Raw genomic sequence first — 25,665 nt, forward strand, 5'->3', positions numbered from 1 at the left:
TTCGGTGCATGTCGTACTCGCCGGCGGAGGCACCGCCGGCCACATCGAGCCCGCGCTCGCCCTGGCGGACGCCCTGCGCAGGCAGGATCCGACCGTGGGCATCACGGCCCTCGGCACGGAGCGCGGACTCGAGACCCGGCTGGTGCCGGAGCGCGGCTACGAGCTGGGGCTCATTCCCGCCGTGCCGCTGCCCCGCAAGCCGACGCCCGAGTTGATCACCGTACCCGGGCGGCTGCGCGGCACGATCAAGGCGGCCGAGCAGATTCTCGAGCGGACCAAGGCCGACTGCGTCGTCGGTTTCGGGGGATACGTGGCTCTGCCCGGCTACCTCGCGGCCAAGCGGCTCGGCATCCCCATCGTGGTCCACGAGGCCAACGCCCGTCCCGGGCTGGCCAACAAGATCGGCTCCCGGTACACGGAATACGTCGCCGTCTCGACGCCGGACAGCAAACTGCGGCATGCGCGGTACATCGGCATTCCGCTGCGCCGGTCCGTGGCGACCCTGGACCGCGCGGCCGCACGCCCGGAGGCTCGTGCGGCCTTCGGGCTGGCTCCGAACCTGCCGACGCTCCTGGTCTCCGGGGGATCGCAGGGCGCTCGTCGCCTCAACGAGGTGGTGCAGGCGGTCGTACCGCAGCTGCAGCGCTCCGGAGTCCAGGTGCTGCACGCGGTCGGCCCCAAGAACGAACTCCCGCAGGTCGACGAGATGCCGGGGATGCCCCCGTATGTGCCGGTACCGTATGTGGACCGCATGGACCTCGCGTACGCGGCGGCGGACATGATGCTCTGCCGGGCGGGGGCGATGACCGTTGCGGAGCTGTCCGCGGTGGGACTGCCGGCGGCGTACGTACCGCTGCCGATCGGCAACGGCGAACAGCGGCTCAACGCCCAGCCCGTCGTCAAGGCGGGGGGTGGACTGCTCGTCGACGACGCCGACCTGTCCGCGGACTGGATCCTGGAGAACGTGCAGCCGGTCCTCGCAGAACCGCATCGGCTGCACGCCATGGCGCGCGCGGCGGCCGACTTCGGCAGGCCGCACGCCGACGAGCTGCTGGTCGGCATGGTGCACGAGGCGATCGCGGCGGGCCGTCGGTCGTAGGACGCCCGCAGCGGGTGCCACGGGCAACCTTCGGCGGGAGAAAGGGCAGGGAGCGTGGCCGGACCCACCGGGACCGTCGAACGGCACACAGCGGAACCGGAACCGCCGGGAGAAGGCGGGGGAACCTCCTTCCCACCGTCGGCCCGGTGGCGGTTCCGGCGGCCCGGCCGCCGCTCGGCGCTCGCGGCCGGGGTTCTGACGGTCGTTCTGGGAGCCTTCGGCGTCTGGGCGCTCTACGGGTCCGCATGGCTGCGGGTGGAGGAGGTCTCGGTGTCCGGTACCCGGGTGCTGACCGCGGGTCAGGTCCGGGACGTGGCGGACGTGCCGCTCGGCGTCCCGTTGGCCTCGCTGGACACGCAGGCCGCGGAGCGCCGCGTGCGCGACCGGCTCCGCCGCGTCGAGCACGTCCGTGTGACGCGCGCCTGGCCGCACGGCATCGACGTCCGCGTCACCGAACGCCGACCGGTCCTGGTGGTGCACACGGGTGACGGCCGCAGCGGGAGCGGTGGGCGGTACGCGGAAGTGGACGCGGAGGGAGTGCGCTTCGCGACCGTCCGGAAACCCCCGAGGGGTGTTCCCCGCCTCCGGGTGGAGGGTGCCGGGGACACCCCGTCGGCGGAGGCTTTCGGGCCGCGCGCACTCCGGCGGGCCGGAGCCCGGGTGGTCACCGCCCTCCCCGCTCTGGTGCGGAAGGACGTCCGGTCGGTGCGCATCCGGTCCTACGACCGGGTCGCGATCGAGTTGACCGGGAAGCGCACTGTCGAGTGGGGCGCCCCGGAAGGGGGCGCCCTCAAGGCCGAAGCACTCGCAGCCGTGATGAAGGCGTCGCCCGGGGCCGGTCGATTCGACGTGACCGCCCCCCGGGCTCCCGCGGCTTCGGGTGCCTGACGCCGTGCCTGCGCCCTCCCGCAGTAGGCGAGTTGACGGGCATACATGCAGGCCAGCACCCTGGATGACCACCGCACGGCCTGATCACATAGGGTGAAAAGAAAAACGGGGGGTTCGGCGTGTTCGTTGAACACTCAGCACGTGTCGACTTAGTGTCCGTTGCGGAGAGTCCGACGAACTACCAGCACGGTTGACCCTAGACTTCGGGTCCGGGGTCCGGGTCGGCGAACGGACCGCCCCAGCAGGGATACGAAACTCGAGGCGAGAGGCCTTCGACGTGGCAGCACCGCAGAACTACCTCGCAGTCATCAAGGTCGTCGGTATCGGCGGCGGTGGCGTGAATGCCATCAACCGGATGATCGAGGTCGGTCTCAAGGGCGTCGAGTTCATCGCGATCAACACCGATGCACAGGCCCTGTTGATGAGCGACGCCGACGTCAAACTCGACGTGGGCAGGGAACTCACCCGGGGGCTCGGCGCCGGAGCCAACCCGGACGTCGGCCGCAAGGCGGCCGAGGACCACCGCGAGGAGATCGAAGAGGTCCTCAAGGGCGCGGACATGGTCTTCGTCACGGCGGGCGAGGGCGGCGGTACCGGCACCGGGGGCGCTCCGGTGGTGGCGAACATCGCGCGCTCCCTGGGCGCCCTCACCATCGGAGTGGTGACGCGCCCGTTCACCTTCGAGGGGCGGCGCAGGGCCAACCAGGCAGAGGACGGGATCGCCGGTCTGCGTGACGAGGTCGACACCCTCATCGTGATTCCGAACGACCGGCTGCTGTCGATCTCGGACCGCCAGGTGAGCGTGCTCGACGCCTTCAAGTCGGCGGACCAGGTCCTGCTGTCCGGCGTCCAGGGCATCACGGATCTCATCACGACACCGGGTCTGATCAACCTCGACTTCGCCGACGTGAAGTCCGTGATGTCGGAGGCTGGTTCGGCGCTCATGGGCATCGGTTCCGCCCGGGGCGACGACCGGGCGGTCGCCGCCGCGGAGATGGCGATCTCCTCACCCCTGCTCGAGGCGTCCATCGACGGAGCCCGGGGAGTGCTGCTGTCCATCTCCGGCGGCTCCGACCTCGGTCTCTTCGAGATCAACGAGGCCGCCCAGCTGGTGAGTGAGGCCGCACACCCGGAGGCCAACATCATCTTCGGTGCGGTGATCGACGACGCACTCGGCGACGAAGTGCGGGTGACGGTCATCGCGGCGGGCTTCGACGGCGGCCAGCCCCCGTCGAAGAACCGTGACAAGGTGCTGGGCGCCTACGGCTCCCGGGAGGAGTCCACCTCCGTGTCCTCCCCCGACGAGGCAGGGGACCGGCCGGCGCTGGGCGTCCTCACTCCGCGGGAGGACGAGACCCCCGCCCCCGCTCCCGCGCCGGAGCCGAGCGCGGAGGTTCCTCCACCGTCCGCGCCGCAGGTGCCGCCGGCCCGTCCGTACCAGGACAGTCAGGCCGAGGAGCTGGACGTGCCGGACTTCCTGAAGTGATAGGTCTGCACGACACCCGGGGCGGCGCTCACTTCGCCTTCACCGACCGGTGGGGCGGGGTGAGCGCCGCCCCTCGTGACACGCTCAATCTCGGCGGTGCCGTCGGTGACGAGCCGGCCGCCGTGCGGGAGAACAGGGCGCGCGTGGCCGAGGCACTCGGCATCGATCCCGGCACGGTCGTCTGGATGAACCAGGTGCACGGCCGCGAGGTGGCAGTGGTCGACGGGCCCTGGCAGGGGACGGGCGAGTCCGTCCCCGGGGTCGACGGGATCGTCTCCGCGCGCCGCGGACCGGTGCTCGCGGTGCTCACCGCCGACTGCACCCCTGTCCTTCTCGCCGACCCGGTCGCCGGTGTGGTGGGTGCCGCGCACGCCGGCCGCCCCGGGCTCGTCGCCGGGGTCGTCCCCGAGACGGTGGCGGCGATGGTGCGGCTCGGCGCCGACCCGGCCCGGACCGTGGCACGCACCGGACCCGCGGTCTGCGGGCACTGCTACGAGGTGCCCGAGGAGATGCGCGCCGAGGTGGCTGCGGCCGTTCCCGAAGCATGGGCCGAGACGTCCTGGGGTACAGCGGCGGTGGACGTTGCTGCCGGGGTGCGTGCGCAGCTGGCGGCGGCCGGAGTCACGGACCTGGAGCAGTCGGCGGTGTGCACGCTCGAGTCGGGGGACCATTTCTCCTACCGTCGGGAGCGGGGGACCGGTCGGCTGGGCAGCTACGTGTGGCTGGACGACTGAGCGCACGCACCACCGGGGCCGGGACCACTGAGGGAAAGATCACATCATGAACGACGACCCCCGCTCAGGGCTGTCCGAAGCGGACCGCAGGGCCGAACTCGCCACCGGACTCGCGACGGTGGAGCAGCGCATCGCCCGTGCCTGCGCGGCCGCGGGCCGGTCCCGCGAGGAGGTGACGCTCGTGGTGGTCACCAAGACCCGTCCGGCGAGCGACGTCCGTCTGCTCGCGGAACTGGGCGTGACCGAGTTCGCGGAGAACCGCGACCAGGAGGCGGCCCCGAAGGCGGAGGCCTGTTCGGACCTCCCGGTCACCTGGCACTTCGTGGGGCAACTGCAGACCAACAAGGCGCGTTCGGTGACGGGCTATGCCGGCTTCGTCCACTCGGTCGACCGGCTCCGACTGGTGAACAGTCTCTCCGCGGCTGCGCAGCAGCACGGCCGGGAGGTCGGCTGCCTCGTCCAGGTCGGCCTGGAGGAGGGTGCGGAGGATGCCGGGCAACGGGGCGGCGCGGCGCCGGACGAGGTGCCCGCGCTGGCAGCGGCGGTCGCGAACGCCCAAGGACTGCGCCTGGCGGGTCTGATGGCGGTCGCGCCGCTCACCGGACCGTATGCGGGCAGGCCCTCGGAGGCCTTCGCCCGGCTGCGGGAAATCTCAACACGCCTGCAGGCGGACCATCCTGCTGCAACCATGGTGTCGGCAGGCATGAGTGCGGATCTCGAGGAGGCGGTGGCAGCCGGTGCGACACATGTCCGCGTCGGCAGCGCGGTACTCGGACTCCGACCACGGCTCCGGTAACGTCGCCACAAAAGTCGGACCACAGCAGAATATATGGTCATTACCGTCAAAACGGACAGGCCGTCAAGCGGCCGCTTTCCGTGGGGCCGGATTCACCGGTGACGGAGTCGTGGGGCCTCCTCGTCGAAGGGGCGGGGGAAGGGGCCCACCACAGAGCGGAGGAAGCAGTCAATGGCCGGCGCGATGCGCAAGATGGCGGTCTACCTCGGCCTCGTGGAGGACGATGGGTACGACGGCCCGGGGTTCGACCCCGACGACGAGTTCGAGCCCGAGCCGGAGCCCGAGCGCGAGCGTCGGCGGCACGACCCTCCCCAGTATCCCGTGTCGAGACACTCCCTGGAGAAGGCCGAGCCGGAGGAGCCGGCGCGGGTCCCGCATCCGCCCACCCAGCGCGAGCCCGAACCTTCCTCCGTGGCCCCGGCCGCCGCCGAAAGCGGACGAGGCGGGAGGATTGCTCCCGTGTCATCCATCACACCTGACCGCCAGAACCAGGAGAAGAGCGCGCCGGTGATCATGCCCAAGGTCGTGTCCGAACGGGAGCCGTACCGGATCACCACACTGCACCCACGGACCTACAACGAGGCCCGTACCATCGGGGAACACTTCCGTGAGGGCACCCCGGTGATCATGAATCTCACGGAGATGGACGACACCGACGCGAAGCGACTTGTCGACTTTGCGGCGGGTCTGGTGTTCGGTCTGCACGGCAGCATCGAACGGGTGACGCAGAAGGTCTTCCTGCTGTCTCCTGCTAACGTCGATGTAACGGCGGAGGACAAGGCCCGCATCGCAGAGGGCGGGTTCTTCAACCAGAGCTGAGACACAGACCGCGACGCGGCCGGGAGGGCCGCACGAGCCAAGGGGAGAGGCGCAAGGAGATGGCCGTCTGGCAGCAGGTGATCTACATCGCCTTGTGGTGCTTCATGCTCGTGCTGATCTTCCGGCTCGTCATGGACTACGTGTTCCAGTTCGCCCGCTCATGGCAGCCCGGCAAGGCAATGGTGGTGGTTCTGGAGGCCACCTACACTGTCACTGATCCGCCACTCAAGCTCCTGCGGCGGTTCATTCCGCCGCTGCGCTTCGGGGGCGTGGCGCTCGATCTGTCCTTCTTCGTTCTCATGATCATCGTCTACATCCTGATCAACGTCGTGGCCAGGCTGTGAACGATCCATATGGTCTTGCCGATATGCCGACGAACACGTTGAGGTGAAGAGATGCCACTGACCCCCGAGGACGTGCGGAACAAGCAGTTCACGACCGTCCGTCTGCGAGAAGGCTATGACGAAGACGAGGTCGACGCCTTCCTCGACGAGGTCGAAGCCGAGCTGACCCGGCTGCTCCGTGAGAACGAGGATCTGCGCGCCAAGCTGGCGGCAGCGACGCGTGCCGCACAGCAGAGCCAGCAGCAGAACCGCAAGCCTCCGGAGGGGCAGGAGCGTCCCGGCGGCCCCCCTGTGCCCGCCGCCATATCCGGTCCGCAGCCCGTTCCCCCGGGACAGCAGGGGCCGGGCGGCCCGCAAGGTCCGGGTGGTCCGCAGGGTGGTCCGCCGCAGGGTCACGGTGGTCCGCAGGGTCCGGGCGGCCCGCAGGGCGGCCCCCAGGGGCCCGGCGGTCCGCAGGGCGGTCCGCAGGGCGGTCCGCCGCAGCTGCCGGCCGGTCCGGGCGGTCCGGGCGGCCCGCAGGGCGGCCCCATGGGTCCGGGTGGTCCGCAGGGCGGTCCGCCGCAGGGTCACGGTGGTCCGCAGGGTCCGGGCGGCCCGCAGGGCGGCCCCCAGGGGCCTGGCGGACTCATGGGTCCCGGTGGCCCGCAGCTGCCCGGCGGCGGTGGCCAGAACAACGACAGCGCTGCCCGCGTGCTCTCGCTCGCCCAGCAGACCGCCGATCAGGCCATCGCGGAGGCCCGGTCCGAGGCCAACAAGATCGTCGGCGAGGCCCGCAGCCGCGCCGAGGGTCTGGAGCGCGACGCCCGTGCCAAGGCCGACGCCCTGGAGCGGGACGCCCAGGAGAAGCACCGCGTGGCGATGGGCTCCCTGGAGTCCGCGCGGGCCACGCTGGAGCGCAAGGTCGAGGACCTGCGCGGCTTCGAGCGCGAGTACCGCACGCGACTGAAGTCGTACCTGGAGAGCCAGCTGCGTCAACTGGAGAACCAGACCGACGACTCGCTGGCGCCCTCGCGGACGCCGTCGGCCCCGTCGCTGCCCTCCTCGCCTCCGTCGATGGCCGGAGCGCCCGGCGGCGGCACGATGGGCGGCCACCAGACGATGGGCGGCAACGGCCAGTCGATGGGCGGCGGCCAGGGCATGGGTGGACCCGGCGGTCCGTCCGGCCACGGCGGTCACACCCAGGGCGGTGGCCAGGGCTACGGAGGCGGGCAGCAGCAGATGTCGCCCGCCATGACGCAGCCGATGGCGCCCGTCCGTCCACAGGGCGGACAGCAGTCGGCGCCCTCGCCGATGCGGGGCTTCCTGATCGACGAGGACGACAGCTGACCTCGGTTCCGAGGTAGCAGCGAACCGGCGGTGGGCCGGCGAAGCGATCCGCTTCGCCGGCCCACCGCCGGTTTCGTCGTGGCACTCGCAGCAGGGGAGTCTCCGGCTCGTGGCGCCGCTCCGGGCGGCGCCACGAGCCGGAGAACGTGCGGTCAGGACCGCCGGAGCCGGAAGGACAGCCCCAGCGAGTGGTCCGCGAAGACCTCGCCGAAGGTCGTGTCTGCCGCGGAGTCGCTGAAGCTCGTCGCCAGTACTTCCTCGGCGATCAGATCCGCGTGGTCCGCGAGGGCCTGCCGCACCTCGGCGTCCTCGGCGGTCCAGCGCAGCGCGATGCGGTCCGCCACGTCGAGCCCGGACTTCTTCCGCGCCTCCTGGATGAGCCGGATCGCGTCCCGGGCCAGACCCGCGCGGCGGAGCTCCGGGCCGATCTCCAGGTCCAGCGCCACGGTCGCTCCCGAGTCGGAGGCGACGGACCAGCCTTCGCGAGGTGTCTCGGTGATGATGACCTCCTCCGGGGAAAGGCTCACGGTTTCGCCGTCGACCTCGACCGACGCAGTGCCCTCGCGCAGTGCCACGGAGAGCGCGGCGGCGTCGGCAGCGGCGATCGCCTTCGCCACGGCCTGCGTCGTCTTCCCGAAGCGCCTGCCCAGCGCCCGGAAGTTCGCCTTGGCGCTGGTGTCCACCAGCGATCCCCCGACGTCCGCCAGGGTGGCGATCTCGTAGACGTTCAGCTCCTCGGTGATCTGGCGCCGCAGATCAGGTGACAGCGTCGAGAACCCCTGTGCGGCGACCAGGGCGCGCGAGAGCGGCTGCCGGGTCTTCACGCCCGATTCGGCGCGCGTCGCCCGTCCCAGCTCCACCAGGCGGCGCACGAGGAGCATGTCCCCGGACAGTTCGGCGTCGATCGCGTCGGTGTCGGCCTCCGGCCAGCTCGTCAGGTGCACCGAATCCGCCGCCCCCGGAGTGACGGGTACCACCAGGTCCTGCCACACCCGCTCGGTGATGAACGGCACGAGGGGGGCCATGAGCCGGGTGACGGTCTCCAACGTGTCGTGCAGGGTCCGCAGCGCCGCGGCGTCCCCCTGCCAGAACCGGCGCCGCGAGCGGCGCACGTACCAGTTCGACAGGTCGTCGACGAACGTCGACAGCAGCTTCCCCGCCCGCTGGGTGTCGTAGCTGTCCATCGCCGCGGTGACCTGCTCGGTCAGCGCGTGCAGTTCACTGAGGAGCCAGCGGTCCAGCAGCGGCCGGTCCCCCGGGGCCGGATCGGCCTCGCCGGGCGCCCACTCGGCGGTGCGGGCGTACAGCGCCTGGAAGGCGACGGTGTTCCAGTAGGTGAGGAGGGTCTTGCGGACGACCTCCTGGATGGTGCCGTGACCGACGCGGCGGGCCGACCACGGGGAACCGCCGGCAGCCATGAACCACCGCACGGCGTCGGCACCGTGAGCGTCCATCAGCGGGATGGGCTCCAGGATGTTGCCCAGGTGCTTGGACATCTTCCGGCCGTCCTCGGCCAGGATGTGGCCGAGACACACGACGTTCTCGTACGAGGACTTGTCGAAGACCAGCGTGCCGACGGCCATCAGCGTGTAGAACCAGCCGCGGGTCTGGTCGATGGCCTCCGAGATGAACTGCGCCGGGTAGCGCTTCTCGAAGACGTCCTTGTTCCTGTACGGGTAGCCCCACTGGGCGAAGGGCATCGAACCCGAGTCGTACCAGGCGTCGATGACCTCCGGCACCCGGGTGGCCGTCGCGCCGCACGTCGGGCAGGGGAAGACGATCTCGTCGATGAAGGGGCGGTGGGGATCCAGCGACGACTGGTCCGTGCCGGTCAGTTCACTCAGCTCTGCCAGCGACCCCACGCAGATCGTGTGCTCCTCCTCGCAGCGCCAGATCGGCAGCGGCGTACCCCAGTAGCGGTTGCGGGACAGGGCCCAGTCGACGTTGTTGGTGAGCCAGTCGCCGAATCGACCGTGCTTGACCGAATCCGGGTGCCAGTGGGTGTTCTCGTTCTCCCGCAGCAGCGCGTCCTTGATCTGCGTGGTGCGGATGTACCAGGACGGCTGGGCGTAGTAGAGCAGTGCCGTGTGGCAGCGCCAGCAGTGCGGGTAGCTGTGCTCGTAGGCGACGTGGCGGAAGAGCCGGCCGCGCTGCTCGAGGTCGGCCACCAGCTTCTCGTCGGCCTTCTTGAAGAACTGCCCGCCGACCAGGCCGATGTCCTCCCGGAAGGTCCCGTCGGCCAGCACCGGGTTGATGACCGGCAGGCCGTAGCGACGGCACGTCAACAGGTCGTCCTCACCGAAGGCGGGGGCCTGATGCACCAGACCGGTGCCGTCCTCGGTGGTCACGTACTCGGCGTTCACCACGAAGTTGGCGTCCGCCAGTTCCACCAGCGAGAAGGGGCGTTCGTAGCTCCAGCGCTCCAGCTCGGCGCCGGTGAAGGAACGGCCCGTGGTGGTCCACCCCTCGCCGAGCGCCTTCTCGAGGAGCGGTTCCGCGACCACGAGCTGCTCCGTGCCGTCCGTGGCGACCACGTACGTCACGTCGGGGTGCGCGGCGACCGCCACGTTGGACACCAGGGTCCACGGTGTCGTCGTCCAGACCAGCAGCGAGGCCTCTCCCGCCAGCGGGCCCGAGGTGAGGGGGAAGCGGACGTAGACCGAGGGGTCGACGACGGTCTCGTACCCCTGCGCCAGCTCGTGGTCCGAAAGGCCCGTGCCGCAGCGCGGGCACCAGGGAGCCACGCGATGGTCCTGCACGAGCAGGCCCTTGTCGTGGATCTGCTGCAGCGACCACCACACGGACTGCACGTACTCGGGGTCCATGGTGCGGTAGGCGTCGTCGAGGTCCACCCAGTAGCCCATGCGGGTGGTCAGTTCGGCGAACGCGTCCGTGTGCCGGGTCACCGACTCGCGGCACTTGGCGTTGAACTCCGCGATGCCGAAGTTCTCGATGTCCTGTTTGCCGCTGAAGCCGAGTTCCTTCTCCACGGCCAGCTCCACCGGCAGGCCGTGGCAGTCCCAGCCTGCCTTCCGTGCCACGTGGTAGCCGCGCATGGTGCGGAAACGCGGGAAGACGTCCTTGAAGACACGGGCCTCGATGTGGTGGGCACCGGGCATGCCGTTGGCGGTGGGCGGGCCCTCGTAGAACACCCATTCGGGGCGTCCCTCGGACTGCTCCAGGGTGCGGGCGAACACCTTGTGCTCCTGCCAGAAGTCGAGCACGGCATGCTCGAGGGCGGGCAGGTCGATCTGGGCGGGCACCTGGTGGTACAGGGGTTTCGACTGCGGACTCATCGGGGTCGTCTTCCTCCGGCGGACAAGCGAGCTTCCGTCGGAGGGACGAGAACCGCTGTCGCGGCGGTCTCCCGCGGTACCACCCTCCTTGGTGGCGGGAACGTCTCCCGCCACCCCCTCATTGGGGTCGCGCTGCCGGGTCTACTGACTCGCTCCGCAAGCGTTCTTCCGGCGGCTCCGGGGTGATCTTCGCATCGCGCTCGCCCCCGGGCTCTCACCGTCCCCGGGTCGCTCCGGGCTGCTCGACGACGCTACTCGTCCCCATCCACACCTTTCGCTGGGCCCAGTGTACGGGCCCGCGACGGAGGGTGCGGACCGGTTTTCGCGCCGCCGAGCCGGGCACAACGCCTTGGCGGGGTGTGCGGGTGCGCGAGAGTGCCCGGACGTGACCTCGCGTCGGGCGGCGCGTCCCGTTGCCGCCCCTCTGAAGTCGATTTATCGTTCCGGTCACGATTCGCGAGCAAGATCACAATATGTGAAGGGGCCGCGGCCATGGTGGCGAGGAAGAGCGCCGCGAAGCAGGCTTCTCCGAAGAAGCCCGCGGCGAAGCGCACGCCGGCGCGGAAAGCCGCGTCCGGCGAGACACCGGCGGCGAAGAAGACCCCGGCGAAGAAGGCCGCGCCGACGGCGGCGAAGAGGCCCTCCGCCAAGAGGGCCGCAGCGAAGAAGGCGCCGGACGGTAAGACTCCGCCGACGAAGGCTGCGGCGAAGAAGGCGCCGGTCAAGAAGACCACTGCGAAGAAGACCACGCCGAAGAAGACCGTGGCGAAGAAGACCGTGGCGAGGAAGGCGGCTGCCTCCACGGCACGGCCGAGGAGAGCCGCGGGCGGCACGTCCCCCGCGACCGCGTCGTCCGTCCGTACGACACCCAAGAAGACAGGAGCCCGCAAGGTGGCTGCGAAGAAGACGCCGGCGGCCGAGGCCCCGGAGTTCCCGACCGCCCGTTCGGCCCAGTCGGCACCCGCGAAACCGGGCGAACTCCCGGTGCGGCCGGGCGAGGACCCGTGGACCCCGGAGGAGGTCGAGGAGGCGCGGTTGGCTCTCCGGGAGGAGTCGGAACAGCTGCGGGGCGAGATCGACGCCTCCGAGGAGGCGCTGTCCGGACTGATGCGTGATTCCGGCGACACCGCGGGCGACGACGACGCGGACACCGGGACCAGGAACATCACACGCGAGCACGAGATGGCCCTGGCCGCCAACGCCCGCGAGATGCTCTACCAGACCGGCCGGGCACTCGAACGCATCGAGGCGGGCACCTACGGACTCTGCGAGAACTGCGGAAGGCCCATCGGCAAGGCCCGGATGCAGGCGTTCCCGCGCGCCACCCTGTGCGTGGAGTGCAAGCAGAAGCAGGAACGGCGGTGACGCCCCGAAGGACCTTCGGGGCCGTCCGGGCCGTGCACCGGGGTGTCGTACCCTCGTCACGTGACTGAGGTGGAGCGGGCGATCGAGACCCCTGACGAGGACCGGAACGCCGGGGAACGGTCGGAGCCGCAGCGGGAACCGGGCCGGGGGCATCGGCGCATCGCCGTACTGCTCGGCGTCGCGGGCCTGGCTTATGCGTTGGACCTGATCAGCAAGCTGATCGTGGTGCACTCGCTCGAGGGCCGGGAGGAGATCGCCCTGCTCGGGCCCTGGCTCCGACTGGAGGTCGTCCGCAACCCCGGCGCGGCCTTCGGGTTCGGTGAGACCTTGACCGTGGTGCTCACCGTGATCGCCGTCGCCGTGATCGTGGTGATCCTCCGGATCGCCCGCAAGCTCTGCAGCGCGCCGTGGGCGGTCGCTCTCGGGCTGCTGCTCGGCGGCGCGTTCGGCAACCTCACCGATCGCCTGTTCCGGTCTCCCGGGGTGTTCCGCGGCGAGGTCGTCGACTTCATCGCCCCCCGGTACTTCGCCGTCTTCAACCTCGCCGATTCCGCCATCGTCTGCGGCGGGGTCCTGATCGTGCTCCTCTCGTTCCGGGGCATCGACCCCGACGGCACCGTCCATCGGGACTGACCGCCGCGCGTCAGGGGGCAGTCACCGCCACCCGGTAGTGCCCCCGGTGCTCGCCCGTGACGGCGACCCGCACCCCGTCGGCGAACGTGTGGCTCCCGCCCGGCTGCAGCGGCGCGTCACCCAGCTCCGCGAGCTCGTCCGGCGAGCGGTCCCGGCAGGCCCGTCCGCCGCCGCTGTGCGGGGCGGTGTCGACCACGCGGACCGGGCCGCGCCCGGTGGGCACCGACGAGTCCACGGTGTACAGCAGGACTCCCTCGGTGCAGATGCTGCTGTCGAGGCCGATGCGGGTACGTGCCTCCGCCACGACCGCCGAGTGGTCCGAGGTCTTCACGACGGCCAGGGTCGCTCCGTCCGGTGAGCCGACCGGTACGAGGGTGCGGCGGCTCGTACCGCCGGTCACGCAGGACACCCGGCTGTCGGGAATCCAGCCGAACTTCCACTTGTGCCAGCCGAGGAGATCGGAGATGCCTGCCATGCTCATGGTGTCCCAACCACCGGCGTACTCCACGGACGCGCCGCGCTCCACGTTGTACAGGTCAGGGAGCCCGTAGAGGTGGTTCGCCTCGTGCACGAAGTTCCCGCGCTGCCATATCGCGGAGTCCGCGCCGCGGCCGAACACCAGCGCGGCGGCCCGGAGGGGGTGCCCGCCCGCGTGCAGGCCGTCGAAGGTGTTGGCCTGGGAGACGGTCGGTTTGGCCGGCACGTTGTCGTCCGCCACCACGTAGACGAAGTCGGTGCCGGAGAAGTCCGTGCCCTCGGCGACGGCGGCGTCCACCGCGTCCTGCACGTAGGCCCGCATCACCTCGGAGCTGATGCCGCGCTCGATGCCGTAGGACGCCCAGCGTTTCGGCATGCGGACCCAGCCGCGGGTCGGCTCCAGGTCCAGTCGGTAGGAACCGTAGGAGGCCAGCTCCAGGTACCGGTCCCCGTAGTCGGCGAAGAAGGACGCGCGGTCACGGGCAGGGGTGACCGAGGGCAGGTCGGGGAAGTCGACCATGATCATGATTGCTGTGCGGTGCCCGGTCGGGCGGATGAACTCGGTCCCCGTCGGCCCCTCGCTGAAGCCGTCGGAGGCGGTGAGCGTGCAGTCCCCGGAGACGGCCGGTGCCGCCGCGGATCCCGGTTGCGGTGCCAGGGCCACGATCACGGCCGTCAGGGCGGTGGCGGTGGCCCCAGCGATGCCGCGGCTGCCGGGTATCCGTCGGTGACCGACCGCTGCGGGCATGGCGGTGCTCCTCCCGGGACGTGTGATCCGGACGTAGTCACACGCTTACGGGGAGGTGCCTGCTCCGCATGCCCGGAAGGGCCGCGCGGGTGAGGCGCCGGGCAGCGACGGGAAGCCGGTCCGGCATACTCGATCGGGTGAGTACGCTTCCCGAGATCCGCACCCTGCCCGTACCCGACGGCCTCGAGGGCGAGCGCGTCGATGCCGCCCTGGCCCGCATGTTCGGGTTCTCCCGCACCAAGGCCGCCGAGCTCGCGGCCGGTGGAAAGGTGCGGCTGGACGGTTCGGAGGCGGGCAAGTCCGACCGTGTGAACGGCGGTGCCTGGCTCGAGGTGGAGATGCCCGCGCCTCCCGCGCCCGTCCGGGTGGTCGCCGAGCCCGTCGAGGGCATGGAAATCGTGCACGACGACGACCACGTCGTCGTCGTCTCCAAGCCCGTGGGGGTCGCCGCGCACCCGAGCCCCGGCTGGTCGGGGCCGACCGTCATCGGAGGACTGGCAGCAGCCGGGTTCGCCATCACCACCTCCGGCGCCGCCGAGCGGCAGGGCATCGTCCACCGGCTCGACGTCGGCACCTCCGGCCTCATGGCCGTCGCCAAGTCCGAGCGTGCCTACACGCTGCTCAAGCAGCAGTTCCGGGAACGCACGGTCGACAAGCGCTACCACGCCCTCGTGCAGGGGCACCCCGACCCGCTGAGCGGCACCATCGACGCACCGATCGGGCGTCACCCGCAGCACGACTACAAGTGGGCGGTCACCGCCGAGGGCAAGCCCTCGGTCACGCACTACGACCTGATCGAGGCGTTCCGCGCCGCGAGCCTCCTCGACATCAAGCTGGAGACCGGCCGGACGCACCAGATCCGCGTCCACATGGCGGCGCACCGCCACCCCTGCGCGGGAGACCTCACCTACGGCGCCGATCCCACACTCGCCAAGCGGCTGCGACTCGAGCGGCAGTGGCTGCACGCGGTCCGGCTCGGCTTCTCCCACCCGGCGGACGGCCGCCGGGTCGAGTTCGTCAGCGACTACCCCGCCGACCTGACGTACGCGCTGGACACCGTCCGCGCGGACAGCAACTGAGCCGGGGCCGCGCTGCCGCAGCGGCGGCCCGTCGCGTGCCGGAAACCGGTCAGGCCGGGTCGTCGTCCTGCTGCGGGATCATCCGAACGCCCCGGCCGTCCGGCGCCACCGGAGCGGGAGCCGTGGCCACGCGGGGCAGGGCGTACGGGTGCTCCCTCCGCAGCCAGGTCAGCAGCTCCTCGCGGACGCCGCACTGCAGCGTCCACCAGTCGTCCGTGTCCTTCGCCGACATGGCGGCCCGGACCTGGATGGTGGTGGGGGTGGAATCGGTCACCACCAGGCTCCACGAGCGGCGGTCCCAGTCCTTGCGGTACTCCAGCAGTTCCCGCAGCTGCGCCCGCATCTCCGGCACGGGCGTGGCGTGGTCCAGGTGCAGGGTGACGGTGCCGGTGAGTTCCGTCCCGCCGCGCGACCAGTTCTCGTACGGCTGGCTGTTGAAGTAGGAGACCGGCATCGTCAGCCGCCGGTCGTCCCAGATGCGGATGGTCAGGAAGGCCAGCGTGATCTCCTCGACCACACCCCACTCTCCTTCGACCACCACCGTGTCGCCGATCTTCACCGAGGAGCCGAAGGCGATCTGCAGGCCGGCGAACAGGTTGCCCAGCATCGACTGCGCGGCGACACCGGCGACCACACCGAGGACGCCCGCCGAGGCGAGGATCGAGGCGCCGAGCGTCCGCAGCTCGGGGAACAGCACCAGGATCGCCACCGCCGCGGCGACGGTCGCCAGCAGGAAGGCGGCGATCCGCTGGATCATCGCCAGCTGGGTCCGGAAGCGCCGCACCCGCCGGGGATCCCGGGTGGTCGCGGCGAAGCGTGCGAGGGAGGTCTCCGCGATGGCCGAGGCCATGCGCACCATGAGCCAGATCGTGGAGGCGACCGTGACGAGGGCCACGCACTTGAGGACGACCCCGCGGTGCGGGATGTCGACGCCGGAGCAGTCGTACGATGCCTGGATCGCACCGGAGGCGAGCACGACCTGGAGCGGCATCTGGCAGCGCCTGAGGTGCCCCCACAGCGGGGTCTCCGGGTGGCGGCGGTCGGCGGCGCGCAGCATCCGGTCGGCGGCCCACCCCACGAGCAGGGTGACGCCGACCGTCGCGCCGAGGACGATCAGCGGGCGCAGCAGATCCTGCATGGACGAACCAGCTCCTTCCCAGCTGCGCGCCGTCCCGGGTGCGGACGGCGGGCCCGGGGCCTGCGTGCAGACGCCCGAAACGCTAACTGGCAGGATGAGAATGTACGAAATTGCAACCGTGTGGGAAGAGACACCATCGTGGCCACCGTCCTGCTGTTCCACTCCGCCTACGGACTGCGCCCCGCCGTCCGAGCGGCCGCCGACCGGCTGCGTGAGGCCGGTCACACGGTGCACGTCCCCGATCTCTTCGACGGCAGGACGGCCGTGACCGTCGAGGAGGGCATGGAGATCCAGGACGGGATCGGCCACGAGGAGCTGCTGCGGCGCGCGGTCGCCGCGGCGGCGCCGTACTCCGAGACCGGGCTCGTCTACGCCGGGTTCTCGCTCGGCGGCGCGCTCGCGCAGAACCTCGCCCTGGCCGACTCCCGGGCGCGGGGACTCCTCCTGCTGCACGGCACGTCCGACGTCGCGGACGAGGCCGCTGTCGACGACCTCCCCGTGCAACTGCACGTGGCCGACCCCGACCCGTTCGAACCCCACGACTGGCTGAACGCCTGGTATCTGCGGATGGGGCGGGCCGGCGCGGACGTGGAGGTCTTCCGCTACCACGGGGCCGGGCACCTCTTCACGGATGCCGAACTGGCCGACCACGACGCCGAGGCGGCGGCAGCTGCGTGGCGTACGGCGCTGGGATTCCTCGACGAGGTGGCGCCCGTCGGCTCCCCGGCGTGAGCCGGGGGCGCCGGGGAGCTCAGGCCACCGGGCCGTCCGCGCGCTCCAGCCGGCTCGCACCGGCGTTGCGGCGGTAACTGCGCAGGTGCCGTGACGTGGTGGCGCGGTCGGTCTTGTCCGCCACGGCGTAATAGTCCATCTGGACCCGCTCGGCGGTGAGGTCCAGGACTCCGTACCCGTGCGAGTCCATGTCGACCCAGCGCACGTGCCGGTTGGTGGTGCACACCGCCAATTCCGCCGCCGCGGAGACCGTGTACGGCTCGACGCGCAGGATGTCGTCCAGGTTGTCCGAGGTCACCGAGGAGACCACGAACTCGGCGGCCACCGGGTCGTCCCACGGGTAGGTGGCGGCCCGGACGGGGACGTCGTTGGCGTAGTGCATGTGGATGTCGCCGGTGAGGAACACGGCGCCGTCGATGCCGTTGTCGCGCAGGTGCGTGAGAAGTTCGCGACGGTCGTCCGTGTAGCCGTCCCACTGGTCGACGTTCACCGCCAGCCCGCCCTCGGGAACCCCGAGCAGCTCCGCCAGCGGAGCCAGCAGGTACGCCGGTACCGAACCGAAGGCGATGGGCGAGATCATCACCGAGGTGCCGATCATCCGCCAGGTGGCCTGCGCGGCCGACAGGCCGGACTTCAGCCAGTCCAGTTGGCGGCGGCCGGTGAGCGTGCGGTCCGGGTCGTCGATGGCGTCGCCGTCGCCGATCCGCGGCTGCTCGTCACGGAACGACCGCAGGTCCAGCAGGTGCAGGTCGGCGAGGGTTCCGAAGCGGAGCCGGCGGTAGGTGGTGCCCTCGACGGCGGGGCGCACCGGCATCCACTCGAAGTACGCCTGCCGGGCGGCACGGACCCGGGCGGCCCAGGAGCCTTCGGTTTCCGGGGTGTGGTTCTCCGCTCCGCCGGACCACGCGTCGTTGGCGAACTCGTGGTCGTCCCAGATCGCGATGAGCGGGTGCGCGGCGTGCAGGGCCTGCAGGTCGGCGTCCGTCCTGTAGTGGCCGTGGCGAGCGCGGTAGTCGGCGAGTGTCAGGATCTCGTGGGAGGGGCTGACCTCCCGGACGGTCCCGCCTTCGAGCGGGTACTCGCCGGTGCCGTACTCGTAGAGGTAGTCGCCGAGGTGGAGAACGGCGTCCAGGTCGGTACGTCCGGCCAGGTGCCGGTAGGAGGCGAACCAGCCGCTCTCCCAGTTCGCGCAGGAGACCACTCCGAACCGGAGGTTGTCGGACGCCGCGTCCGAGGCGGGCGCGGTGCGGGTGTGCCCGAGGGGAGAGGTCACGCCGGGGGCGGTGAAGCGGAACCAGTAGTCGGTGGCGGGGGCCAGCCCTCGCACGTCCACCTTGACGGTGTGGTCCCCGGCGGCGGTGGCCGTCGTGCGGCCCTCGGCCACCACGGTGTCGAACGCGTCGTCGCGCGCCACCTGCCAGTGCACGTCTGTGGTCGGTCCGAGTCCGGAGCCCGGTGTCGCGTCGGCGGTGGGGGTGATCCGGGTCCACAGGAGGATGCCGTCGGGCAGCGGATCGCCCGACGCCACGCCGTGCAGAAAGGCCGGGCTCTCGGCGGCTCGGGCACCGGTGGCACCGAGGCCGAGGGGGAGCAGCGCGGTCGAGGTCGCCGCTGCGGCGACGACCGTGCGGCGCCGCGGTGCGCCGGGAAGCAGGGATACAGGTCTGCGGGAAGTGCCCTCTGCGTCAGTCACGTCCGCAGATGTTACGGGCCGGTAGGGCGAACGGGCAGGAGTCCGCAGGAAGTTGGCCGCCCGTTCGCCCCCGGTTCGCCGAGCCCGGGTCGGGCCCGGCGAACCGCCGTGCTCACTGCTGCTGCTGGTCCTTCGAACCGTCCTGGCCGGCCTTGCCACCACCGAGCTGCTGGTCCATCAGCGTGGTGAACTGCTCCGGTGTCATGGGCGGGTTGCCCTGCGGTGTTGCCTTCAGCTGAGTGCCGTCCAGCTTGAGCGTGGGTGTGCCCTGGATCCCGGCGTCGTCGAACTTCTTCGAGACGTTCATCGCCCACGCGTCGTAGGTGCCGTCCTTGACGGCCTTCTCGAACTCCGTGTTGCCCTTGAGGGCGTCGACCTCCTGGGCGATGTCGACGAGGTACGCGTCGTCGGCGAACTTGTCCTCGCTCTCCTCCGGGTGGTTCTTCTGGGAGAACAGCACCTCCTTGTAGCCCACGAAGGCGTCCGGACCGACGTTCAGGGCAGCGCCGAGGGCGCTGAGGGCGTTCTTGGAGCCGGTGCCTGCCAGTGTGGGGTTGTCGTCGATGAAGGTACCGAAGGTGTAGCTGGCCTTGAACTCCCCGGCGTCGATGTCCTTCTGCACCGTCTTTCCGACGTTCTGCTCGAAGGCGGCGCAGACGGGGCAGCGCATGTCCTCGTAGATGGCGAGGGTGTGGTCGGCGTTCCTGTCGCCGATGACGATCTCGGTGCCGTTCTTCCCCGAGGTGTTGGCGGGGGCCTGGTACTTCACGCCGTCGATCGAGCCGCCGGATCCCTTCTCGGCGACCTTGGCGGCCGTCTCCCAGTGGTCGGCGTCGTCCCCGCCGCCGGAGAGAGTGGTCACCGCGAATCCGACGCCGCCGGCGAGGGCGAGGACCGCGACGATCCCGCCACCGATGGCGAGTTGGCGGCGCAGCTTCTCCTTCTTGGCCTGCTTCTCCCGTTCGATGCGCAGCCGTTCGCGGGCCGCGCGCTTGGCTTCCTGGCTGTTGCGCTTGCTCATGCTGGTTCTCTCCGTGCCTGTGCTGGTGGTGTGCTGCGGACGTGGCGGATCGGGCCCGGGGGGGGGGGGGTGCGGTCAGACCGCGAGGGCCGTTTCGCACGGCGGTCCGCGGCGCAGCACGGGGTGGGCGACCGGTGGCAGGCGCCGTGGTGCGGTGGCCGGGGCGGGGCGGGGCGGGCGCCGGAACGTCCCGGTGGGAGCCGGGCAGCCCCGCACCGCCAGCCGCAGCGGCCGGAAGGCCGTGGCCGCTGCGGCGCCCAGCAGCCGGGCGGCTGCCGCCTCGCCCCGGCGCAGCCAGACGGCGGCGAGCAGGCCGACGCCGAGGTGCGCGGCCAGCAGCAGCCACGGAGACAGCCCCGGCAGGTTCTGCCCGACGCCGGGGGCAGGCGCCATCCGTGCGAGCGGCATGCCTGCGTGGCCGCCGGCGCAGAGCACGTCGAGGCCCACGGAGCGCAGCGGACCGGTCACCGGGCCGCCGCCGGGTCCGTAGCAGGCGTGCTGGCCGCTGGTGAACACGGTGTCGGCGAACAGTTCCAGCGGTACGAGCAGGGAGGCGATGCGGCCGAACCCGCGTTCGCGGTCGGCGAGGGCGAAGGCGATGAGGAACACCGCTCCGCCGACCACCGCGAGAGTGGTGGGAGGGACGGGTGTGCCGGAGAGCAGGATGTGGGCGCCGCTGGACAGCGTGACGCAGACGGCGGTGAACACCGCCGCCCGCAGGCCCCTCACGCCTGTCACTGCCATCTCCATCGCCGCCCGAGTCTGCCACGCCTCCGCGTAAAGCGAGGGTAAAGCAGCGCTCCGGTCCGGTTCGGGCGCTACGACAGGCCCGGGATCCGCCCGTTCCGGAACAGGTCCACGAAGATCCGGTGGTCGCGCCGGGCCTGTGCGCCGTAGTCGTGGGCGAAGTCGACCAGCATGCTGGTGAAGCGGTCCTCGTCCTTCGCGAGCGCCGCATCGATGGCGCGTTCCGTGGAGAAGGGGACCAGGGAGTGTCCACTCTCGGCCATGTCGGCTGCCGCGTGCATGGTGGCGGTGGCGCGGCCGAGGTCGGCGACGACCTGCTCGATCTCCTCCGGGGAGTCGAGATCCGACCAGTCCAGGTCCACCGCGTACGGCGAGACCTCGGCGACCAGTTGCCCGGCGCCGTCCAGCTCCGTCCAGCCCAGCCAGGGGTCGGAGTGGGCCTGGAGGGCCCGCTGCGAGATGACCGTGCGGTGGCCCTCGTGCCGGAAGTACTCCCGGATCCCCGGGTCGTCGATGTGCCGGGAGACCGCCGGTGTCTGCGCCTGCTTCATGTAGATGACCAGATCGTTCTCCAGCGCGTCGCTGTGGCCCTCGAGGAGCACGTTGTACGACGGGAGCCCCGCGCTTCCGATCCCGATGCCGCGCCGGCCGACCACGTCCTTCACACGGTAGGCGCCGGGGCGGACGTGCCTGTCCGGCGGAAGCGTCTCCAGGTAGGCCTCGAACGCCTCCAGCACCTTGCGACGGGTGGCCGGGTCCAGGTCGATCGCGCCGCCGCCGGAGGAGAACCGGCGTTCCACGTCGCGGATCTCGGTCATGCCCTCCAGCAGTCCGAACCGGGTGGTGGAGCGTGCCGCGTGCAGTGCCGCCAGCACCGGCCCCTCCGCGGTGTCGAGCGTCAGGGGGCGCACGCTGTCGTCCTCCACGCCGGTCGCGAGAGCGCCGATGCGTTCGCGGTAGGCGCCGGCGTAGGTGCGGACGGCTTCGGTGATCTGGTGGTCGCTGAGGGCCTTGGCGTGCCCCAGCAGCGCGACGGAGGCCGCGAAGCGCTTCACGTCCCAGGTGAAGGGGCCGACGTAGGCCTCGTCGAAGTCGTTGACGTTGAACACCAGGCGGCCGTCGGCGTCCATGTAGGTGCCGAAGTTCTCTGCGTGCAGATCGCCGTGGATCCACACCCGGTTGGTGCGGTCGTCCAGGAACGGGTCGTTGCCGGGGTTCCCGGCGAAGCGGCCGTCCCGGGCGGCCAGGTCCGCGTAGAACAGGCATGCGGTGCCGCGGTAGAAGGCGAAGGCGGAGGCGGCCATCTTCCGGAACTTGACCCGGAAGGCTGCGGGGTCCGCGGCGAGGAGCTCGCCGAAGGCGGCGTCGAAGACCTCCAGGATCCTTCCGCCCCGGGCCTCGTCGGACTCGCTCTGCCCAGCCGTCATGAAAAGTTCCTCCTCCGGTGCTCGTTCTCGGGCCACCCGTGCCAACGTGCGGGCCCGGCCGCGAGTGCCCCCGTCCGGCACCCGCCTACCCGCGGAGGGTCGGTGCACTCGGTACCCGCGCCTCCGCGTCCGGTTCCGGTCCGGGCGCCCTCCGTCCGCGTCGCCGCGGGCGCTGTCGGTGCCGGCCCGTAGACTCCTCACTCGCCCCTTGTACAGCCGCGCCGAGAGGTGGCCCGCCCGTGTCAGAGCAGCCGTTCACCCATCTGCATGTGCACACGCAGTACTCGCTGCTGGACGGCGCGGCCCGCCTGAAGGACATGTTCAAGGCCTGTGACGAGATGAACATGTCGCACGTCGCCATCACCGACCACGGAAATCTGCACGGCGCCTACGACTTCTTCCACCAGGCCCAGGCCGCCGGTATCACCCCGGTCATGGGGATCGAGGCGTACGTCGCCCCCGAGTCGCGGCGGAACACCCGGCCTGTGAAGTGGGGCACCCCGCACCAGAAGCGGGACGACGTCTCCGGTAACGGCGCCTACACCCACATGACCATGTGGGCGCGCAACAGCACCGGCCTCTACAACCTCTTCCGTGCCCAGTCCCGCGCCGGACTGGAGGGTTTCTTCCGCAAACCGCGGATGGACCGGGAACTGCTCTCGGAGTATGCGGAAGGGATGATGGCGACCACCGGCTGCCCCTCGGGAGAGGTCAGCACCCGCATCCGGCTGGGGCAGATGGACGAGGCGCTGAAGGCCGCCGGAGAGTTCCAGGACATCTTCGGCAGGGACAACTTCTTCGTCGAGCTGATGGACCACGGCATCGACATCGACAAGCGGGCGCGTGCCGGGCTGGAGGAGATCGCCCGCAAGATCAACGCGCCGTTCGTGGTCACCAACGACTCGCACTACACCTACGAGAACGAGGCGTCGGCCCACGACACCCTGCTGTGCATCCAGACCGGCAGCAACCTGACGGACCCGGACCGGTTCCGGTTCGACGGCGCCGGGTACTACCTGAAGTCGGCCGCCGAGATGTACGCGATCGACAACTCGGACGCCTGGCAGCAGGGCTGCCTCAACACGCAGCGGCTGATCGCCGACCGCGTTGACACCACCGGCATGTTCGAGAAGCGCGACCTGATGCCGCGCTTCGACGTGCCCCCGGGGTACGACGAGGTCTCCTGGTTCCAGGAGGAGGTCCGCCGGGGCATGAGCCGCCGCTACCCCGGCGGCATTCCCGAGGATCGGCAGGCCCAGGCCGACTACGAGATGAAGATCATCATCGATATGGGCTTCCCCGGGTACTTCCTCGTGGTCGCCGACTTCATCATGTGGGCGAAGAACAACGGCATCGCCGTCGGCCCGGGGCGCGGTTCCGCCGCCGGTTCGATCGTGTCCTACGCGATGGGTATCACCGACCTCGACCCGATCGACCACGGTCTGATCTTCGAACGGTTCCTGAACCCCGAACGTGTCACCATGCCCGACGTCGACATCGACTTCGACGAGCGTCGGCGGGGCGACGTCATCCGCTACGTCACCGAGAAGTACGGCGCCGACAAGGTGTCGATGATCGGCACGTACGGCACCATCAAGGCGAAGGCCGCCATCAAGGATGCCTCCCGCGTGCTGGGCTACCCGTACGCGATGGGCGACCGCATCACCAAGGCCATGCCCGGCGACGTACTCGGCAAGGGCATTTCGCTGTCCGGCATCACCGACAAGGACCACCCGCGCTACAGCGAGGCCGGCGAGGTCCGCTCGATGTACGAGAACGAGCCGGACGTCACGAAGGTGATCGACGCCGCCATGGGTATCGAGGGCCTCGTCCGGCAGATGGGCGTGCACGCCGCCGGCGTCATCATGTCCAGCGAGAAGCTGATCGACCACGTGCCGGTGTTCTCGCCGAAGAACGACGGAACCGTGGTCACCCAGTGGGACTATCCCAGCTGTGAGGCGCTGGGCCTGCTCAAGATGGACTTCCTGGGCCTGCGCAACCTCACGATCATGGACGACGCGGTCAAGCTCATCAAGAAGAACAAGGGCGTCGACCTCAGCCTGCTCGACCTCTCGCTGGACGACCCCAAGACCTTCGAACTGCTCTGCCGCGGCGACACACTCGGCGTCTTCCAGTTCGACGGCGGCCCCATGCGCTCCCTGCTGCGCATGATGAAGCCGGACAACTTCGAGGACATTTCCGCGGTCTCGGCCCTCTACCGGCCCGGCCCGATGGGCATGAACTCGCACATCAACTACGCGCTCCGCAAGAACGGCCAGCAGGAGATCACCCCGATCCACCCCGAGCTGGAGGAGCCGCTCAAGGACGTCCTGGGGATCACTTACGGCCTCATCGTCTATCAGGAGCAGGTGCAGAAGGCGGCCCAGGTCCTCGCCGGATACTCGCTCGGCCAGGCCGACCTGCTGCGGCGTGCCATGGGCAAGAAGAAGCAGGAGGTCCTGGACGCCGAGTTCGTCAACTTCCAGAAGGGCGCCAGCGAGAAGGGGTACTCGGACGAGGCCATCCAGGCGGTGTGGGACGTGCTCGTCCCGTTCGCCGGATACGCCTTCAACAAGGCCCACTCCTCGGCCTACGGACTGGTCACCTACTGGACGGCGTACCTCAAGGCCAACTATCCCGCCGAGTACATGGCCGCCCTGCTCACCTCGGTCCGCGACGACAAGGACAAGTCGGCGGTCTATCTGAACGAGTGCCGGAAGATGGGCATCAAGGTACTCCCGCCGGACGTCAACGAGTCCGATGCCAACTTCACTCCCCAGGGCGATGACACCATCGTCTTCGGCCTCACCGCGGTACGGAACGTGGGGCAGAACGTGGTGGACTCGATCGTGCGCTGCCGCAAGTCGAAGGGGAAGTACTCCTCCTTCCCCGACTTCCTCGACAAGGTCGAGGCCGTGGTCTGCAACAAGCGCACCGTGGAGTCCCTCATCAAGGCCGGTGCCTTCGACGAACTGCGCCACACCCGCAAGGGCCTCACCGCGCACTTCGAGACCATGATCGACAACGTGGTGCAGGTCAAGCGCAAGGAGGCCGAGGGCCAGTTCGACCTGTTCGGCGGAATGGGCGACGAGGCCGAGGACGACACCCCCGCGTTCGGTCTGGACGTGGAGTTCTCCGACGTCGAATGGGACAAGACCTACCTGCTCGCCCAGGAGCGGGAGATGCTCGGCCTGTACGTCTCGGACCACCCGCTCTTCGGACTCGAGCACGTCCTCAACGACAAGGCCGACGCCGCCATCCAGCAACTCACCGGCGGGGACTACTCCGACGGCTCCATCGTCACCATCGGCGGTATCATCTCCGGGCTCCAGCGGAAGATGACCAAGCAGGGCAACGCCTGGGCCATCGCCACCGTGGAGGACCTGGCCGGCTCCATCGACTGCATGTTCTTCCCCGCCACCTACCAGTTGGTCTCCACACAACTCGTCGAGGACGCCGTGGTCTTCGTCAAGGGACGACTGGACAAGCGGGAGGACGTGCCGCGGCTCGTCGCCATGGAACTCATGATCCCCGATCTGAGCGAGGCTTCGGCGAACGCTCCGGTCACCCTCACCATCCCCACCGTCAAGATCACTCCGCCGCTGATCGAGAAGCTCGGCGAGGTGCTGAACCACCACCGGGGCAACACCGAGGTGCGGGTGAGGCTCCAGGGCGCCCGCAGGACGACGGTGCTGCGCCTGGACCGCCACCGCGTGAACGTCGACCCGGCGCTCTTCGGCGACCTGAAGCAACTGCTGGGTCCGGCCTGTCTGGCGGGTTGAGCCGGCTGAGCGGTCGCGCCGGCCCGGCCCGCGCT

Annotated in this window: 20 protein-coding genes; 13 read left to right on the plus strand and 7 right to left on the minus strand. The window is 70.3% G+C overall.

Annotated elements, in window-relative coordinates; translation table 11 throughout:
• The first annotated feature begins 4 nt into the window (after nt 1–4).
• The 8 genes from murG (at nt 5) to ACL06G_RS11645 (ending at nt 7,492) form a co-directional block, all read left to right on the plus strand.
• Entirely contained in the window at nt 5–1,099 is a 1,095-nt protein-coding gene (gene murG / locus ACL06G_RS11610) for an undecaprenyldiphospho-muramoylpentapeptide beta-N-acetylglucosaminyltransferase (protein ID WP_412787552.1), read from the plus strand.
• A 54-nt stretch (nt 1,100–1,153) separates the two neighbouring features.
• Nucleotides 1,154–1,987 (plus strand): cell division protein FtsQ/DivIB, encoded by an 834-nt coding sequence (locus tag ACL06G_RS11615; protein ID WP_412835840.1) that lies wholly within the window; start codon nt 1,154–1,156, stop codon nt 1,985–1,987.
• 277 nt (nt 1,988–2,264) lie between these two features.
• The gene (ftsZ, locus tag ACL06G_RS11620) at nt 2,265–3,473 is read left to right on the plus strand and encodes a cell division protein FtsZ (protein ID WP_412787554.1); all 1,209 of its coding nucleotides are present in this window, start codon (nt 2,265–2,267) and stop codon (nt 3,471–3,473) included.
• Nucleotides 3,470–4,207, plus strand: coding sequence for a peptidoglycan editing factor PgeF (gene pgeF / locus ACL06G_RS11625; RefSeq protein ID WP_412787555.1), 738 nt, complete (start codon nt 3,470–3,472; stop codon nt 4,205–4,207). The genes ftsZ and pgeF overlap by 4 nt, the downstream gene beginning before the upstream one ends.
• Nucleotides 4,208–4,253: 46 nt before the next feature.
• Entirely contained in the window at nt 4,254–5,003 is a 750-nt protein-coding gene (locus tag ACL06G_RS11630; RefSeq protein ID WP_412835841.1) for a YggS family pyridoxal phosphate-dependent enzyme, read from the plus strand.
• A 171-nt stretch (nt 5,004–5,174) separates the two neighbouring features.
• Nucleotides 5,175–5,822, plus strand: coding sequence for a cell division protein SepF (locus ACL06G_RS11635; RefSeq protein WP_412787557.1), 648 nt, complete (start codon nt 5,175–5,177; stop codon nt 5,820–5,822).
• A 59-nt stretch (nt 5,823–5,881) separates the two neighbouring features.
• Nucleotides 5,882–6,166, plus strand: coding sequence for a YggT family protein (locus tag ACL06G_RS11640; protein ID WP_027762541.1), 285 nt, complete (start codon nt 5,882–5,884; stop codon nt 6,164–6,166).
• 51 nt (nt 6,167–6,217) lie between these two features.
• Nucleotides 6,218–7,492, plus strand: coding sequence for a DivIVA domain-containing protein (locus ACL06G_RS11645; protein WP_412787558.1), 1,275 nt, complete (start codon nt 6,218–6,220; stop codon nt 7,490–7,492).
• 152 nt (nt 7,493–7,644) lie between these two features.
• Here ACL06G_RS11645 and ileS read toward each other — a convergent pair whose 3' ends face one another.
• Nucleotides 7,645–10,788, minus strand: a complete 3,144-nt coding sequence (gene ileS, locus ACL06G_RS11650) for an isoleucine--tRNA ligase (protein WP_412835842.1) — start codon at nt 10,786–10,788, stop codon at nt 7,645–7,647.
• A gap of 492 nt (nt 10,789–11,280) precedes the next feature.
• Between ileS and ACL06G_RS11655 the strand changes: the two genes are divergently transcribed.
• Nucleotides 11,281–12,153, plus strand: a complete 873-nt coding sequence (locus ACL06G_RS11655; RefSeq protein ID WP_412835843.1) for a TraR/DksA family transcriptional regulator — start codon at nt 11,281–11,283, stop codon at nt 12,151–12,153.
• Nucleotides 12,154–12,213: 60 nt separating this feature from the next.
• A complete protein-coding gene (gene lspA, locus ACL06G_RS11660) occupies nt 12,214–12,786 on the plus strand; it encodes a signal peptidase II (protein WP_412787561.1) in 573 nt (190 codons plus the stop codon).
• A 10-nt stretch (nt 12,787–12,796) separates the two neighbouring features.
• Here lspA and ACL06G_RS11665 read toward each other — a convergent pair whose 3' ends face one another.
• Nucleotides 12,797–14,011 carry a metallopeptidase domain-containing protein gene (locus tag ACL06G_RS11665; protein ID WP_412787562.1) on the minus strand — a complete coding sequence of 405 codons (1,215 nt, stop codon included), beginning with the start codon at nt 14,009–14,011 and terminating at the stop codon, nt 12,797–12,799.
• Nucleotides 14,012–14,148: 137 nt separating this feature from the next.
• Between ACL06G_RS11665 and ACL06G_RS11670 the strand changes: the two genes are divergently transcribed.
• Entirely contained in the window at nt 14,149–15,090 is a 942-nt protein-coding gene (locus ACL06G_RS11670) for an RluA family pseudouridine synthase (protein ID WP_412835844.1), read from the plus strand.
• A gap of 49 nt (nt 15,091–15,139) precedes the next feature.
• Here the strand turns inward: ACL06G_RS11670 and ACL06G_RS11675 are convergent, their stop codons facing one another.
• On the minus strand, nt 15,140–16,228 hold the full coding sequence (locus tag ACL06G_RS11675; protein ID WP_412835845.1) for a mechanosensitive ion channel family protein: 1,089 nt from the start codon (nt 16,226–16,228) through the stop codon (nt 15,140–15,142).
• A 138-nt stretch (nt 16,229–16,366) separates the two neighbouring features.
• Here ACL06G_RS11675 and ACL06G_RS11680 point away from each other — a divergent pair, with 138 nt between their 5' ends.
• Nucleotides 16,367–16,960, plus strand: a complete 594-nt coding sequence (locus ACL06G_RS11680; RefSeq protein WP_412787565.1) for a dienelactone hydrolase family protein — start codon at nt 16,367–16,369, stop codon at nt 16,958–16,960.
• A gap of 19 nt (nt 16,961–16,979) precedes the next feature.
• Here the strand turns inward: ACL06G_RS11680 and ACL06G_RS11685 are convergent, their stop codons facing one another.
• The 4 genes from ACL06G_RS11685 to ACL06G_RS11700 all read right to left on the minus strand — a co-directional run bounded on the left by ACL06G_RS11685 (nt 16,980) and on the right by ACL06G_RS11700 (nt 21,848).
• Entirely contained in the window at nt 16,980–18,653 is a 1,674-nt protein-coding gene (locus tag ACL06G_RS11685; protein ID WP_412835846.1) for an alkaline phosphatase D family protein, read from the minus strand.
• 112 nt (nt 18,654–18,765) lie between these two features.
• The gene (locus ACL06G_RS11690) at nt 18,766–19,674 is read right to left on the minus strand and encodes a DsbA family protein (protein ID WP_412835847.1); all 909 of its coding nucleotides are present in this window, start codon (nt 19,672–19,674) and stop codon (nt 18,766–18,768) included.
• Nucleotides 19,675–19,749: 75 nt separating this feature from the next.
• Nucleotides 19,750–20,424: a hypothetical protein gene (locus tag ACL06G_RS11695; protein WP_412835848.1), complete on the minus strand. Its 675-nt coding sequence runs from the start codon at nt 20,422–20,424 to the stop codon at nt 19,750–19,752.
• Nucleotides 20,425–20,492: 68 nt separating this feature from the next.
• Nucleotides 20,493–21,848, minus strand: a complete 1,356-nt coding sequence (locus ACL06G_RS11700; RefSeq protein ID WP_412787569.1) for a DUF2252 domain-containing protein — start codon at nt 21,846–21,848, stop codon at nt 20,493–20,495.
• Between the two features lie 239 nt (nt 21,849–22,087).
• Here ACL06G_RS11700 and dnaE point away from each other — a divergent pair, with 239 nt between their 5' ends.
• Complete coding sequence (dnaE, locus tag ACL06G_RS11705; RefSeq protein ID WP_412787570.1) at nt 22,088–25,630, plus strand: DNA polymerase III subunit alpha; 3,543 nt, start codon at nt 22,088–22,090, stop codon at nt 25,628–25,630.
• Nucleotides 25,631–25,665: the final 35 nt, after the last annotated feature.

The organism is Streptomyces callyspongiae, assembly GCF_047200695.1.
Classification (GTDB): Bacteria; Actinomycetota; Actinomycetes; order Streptomycetales; family Streptomycetaceae; genus Streptomyces.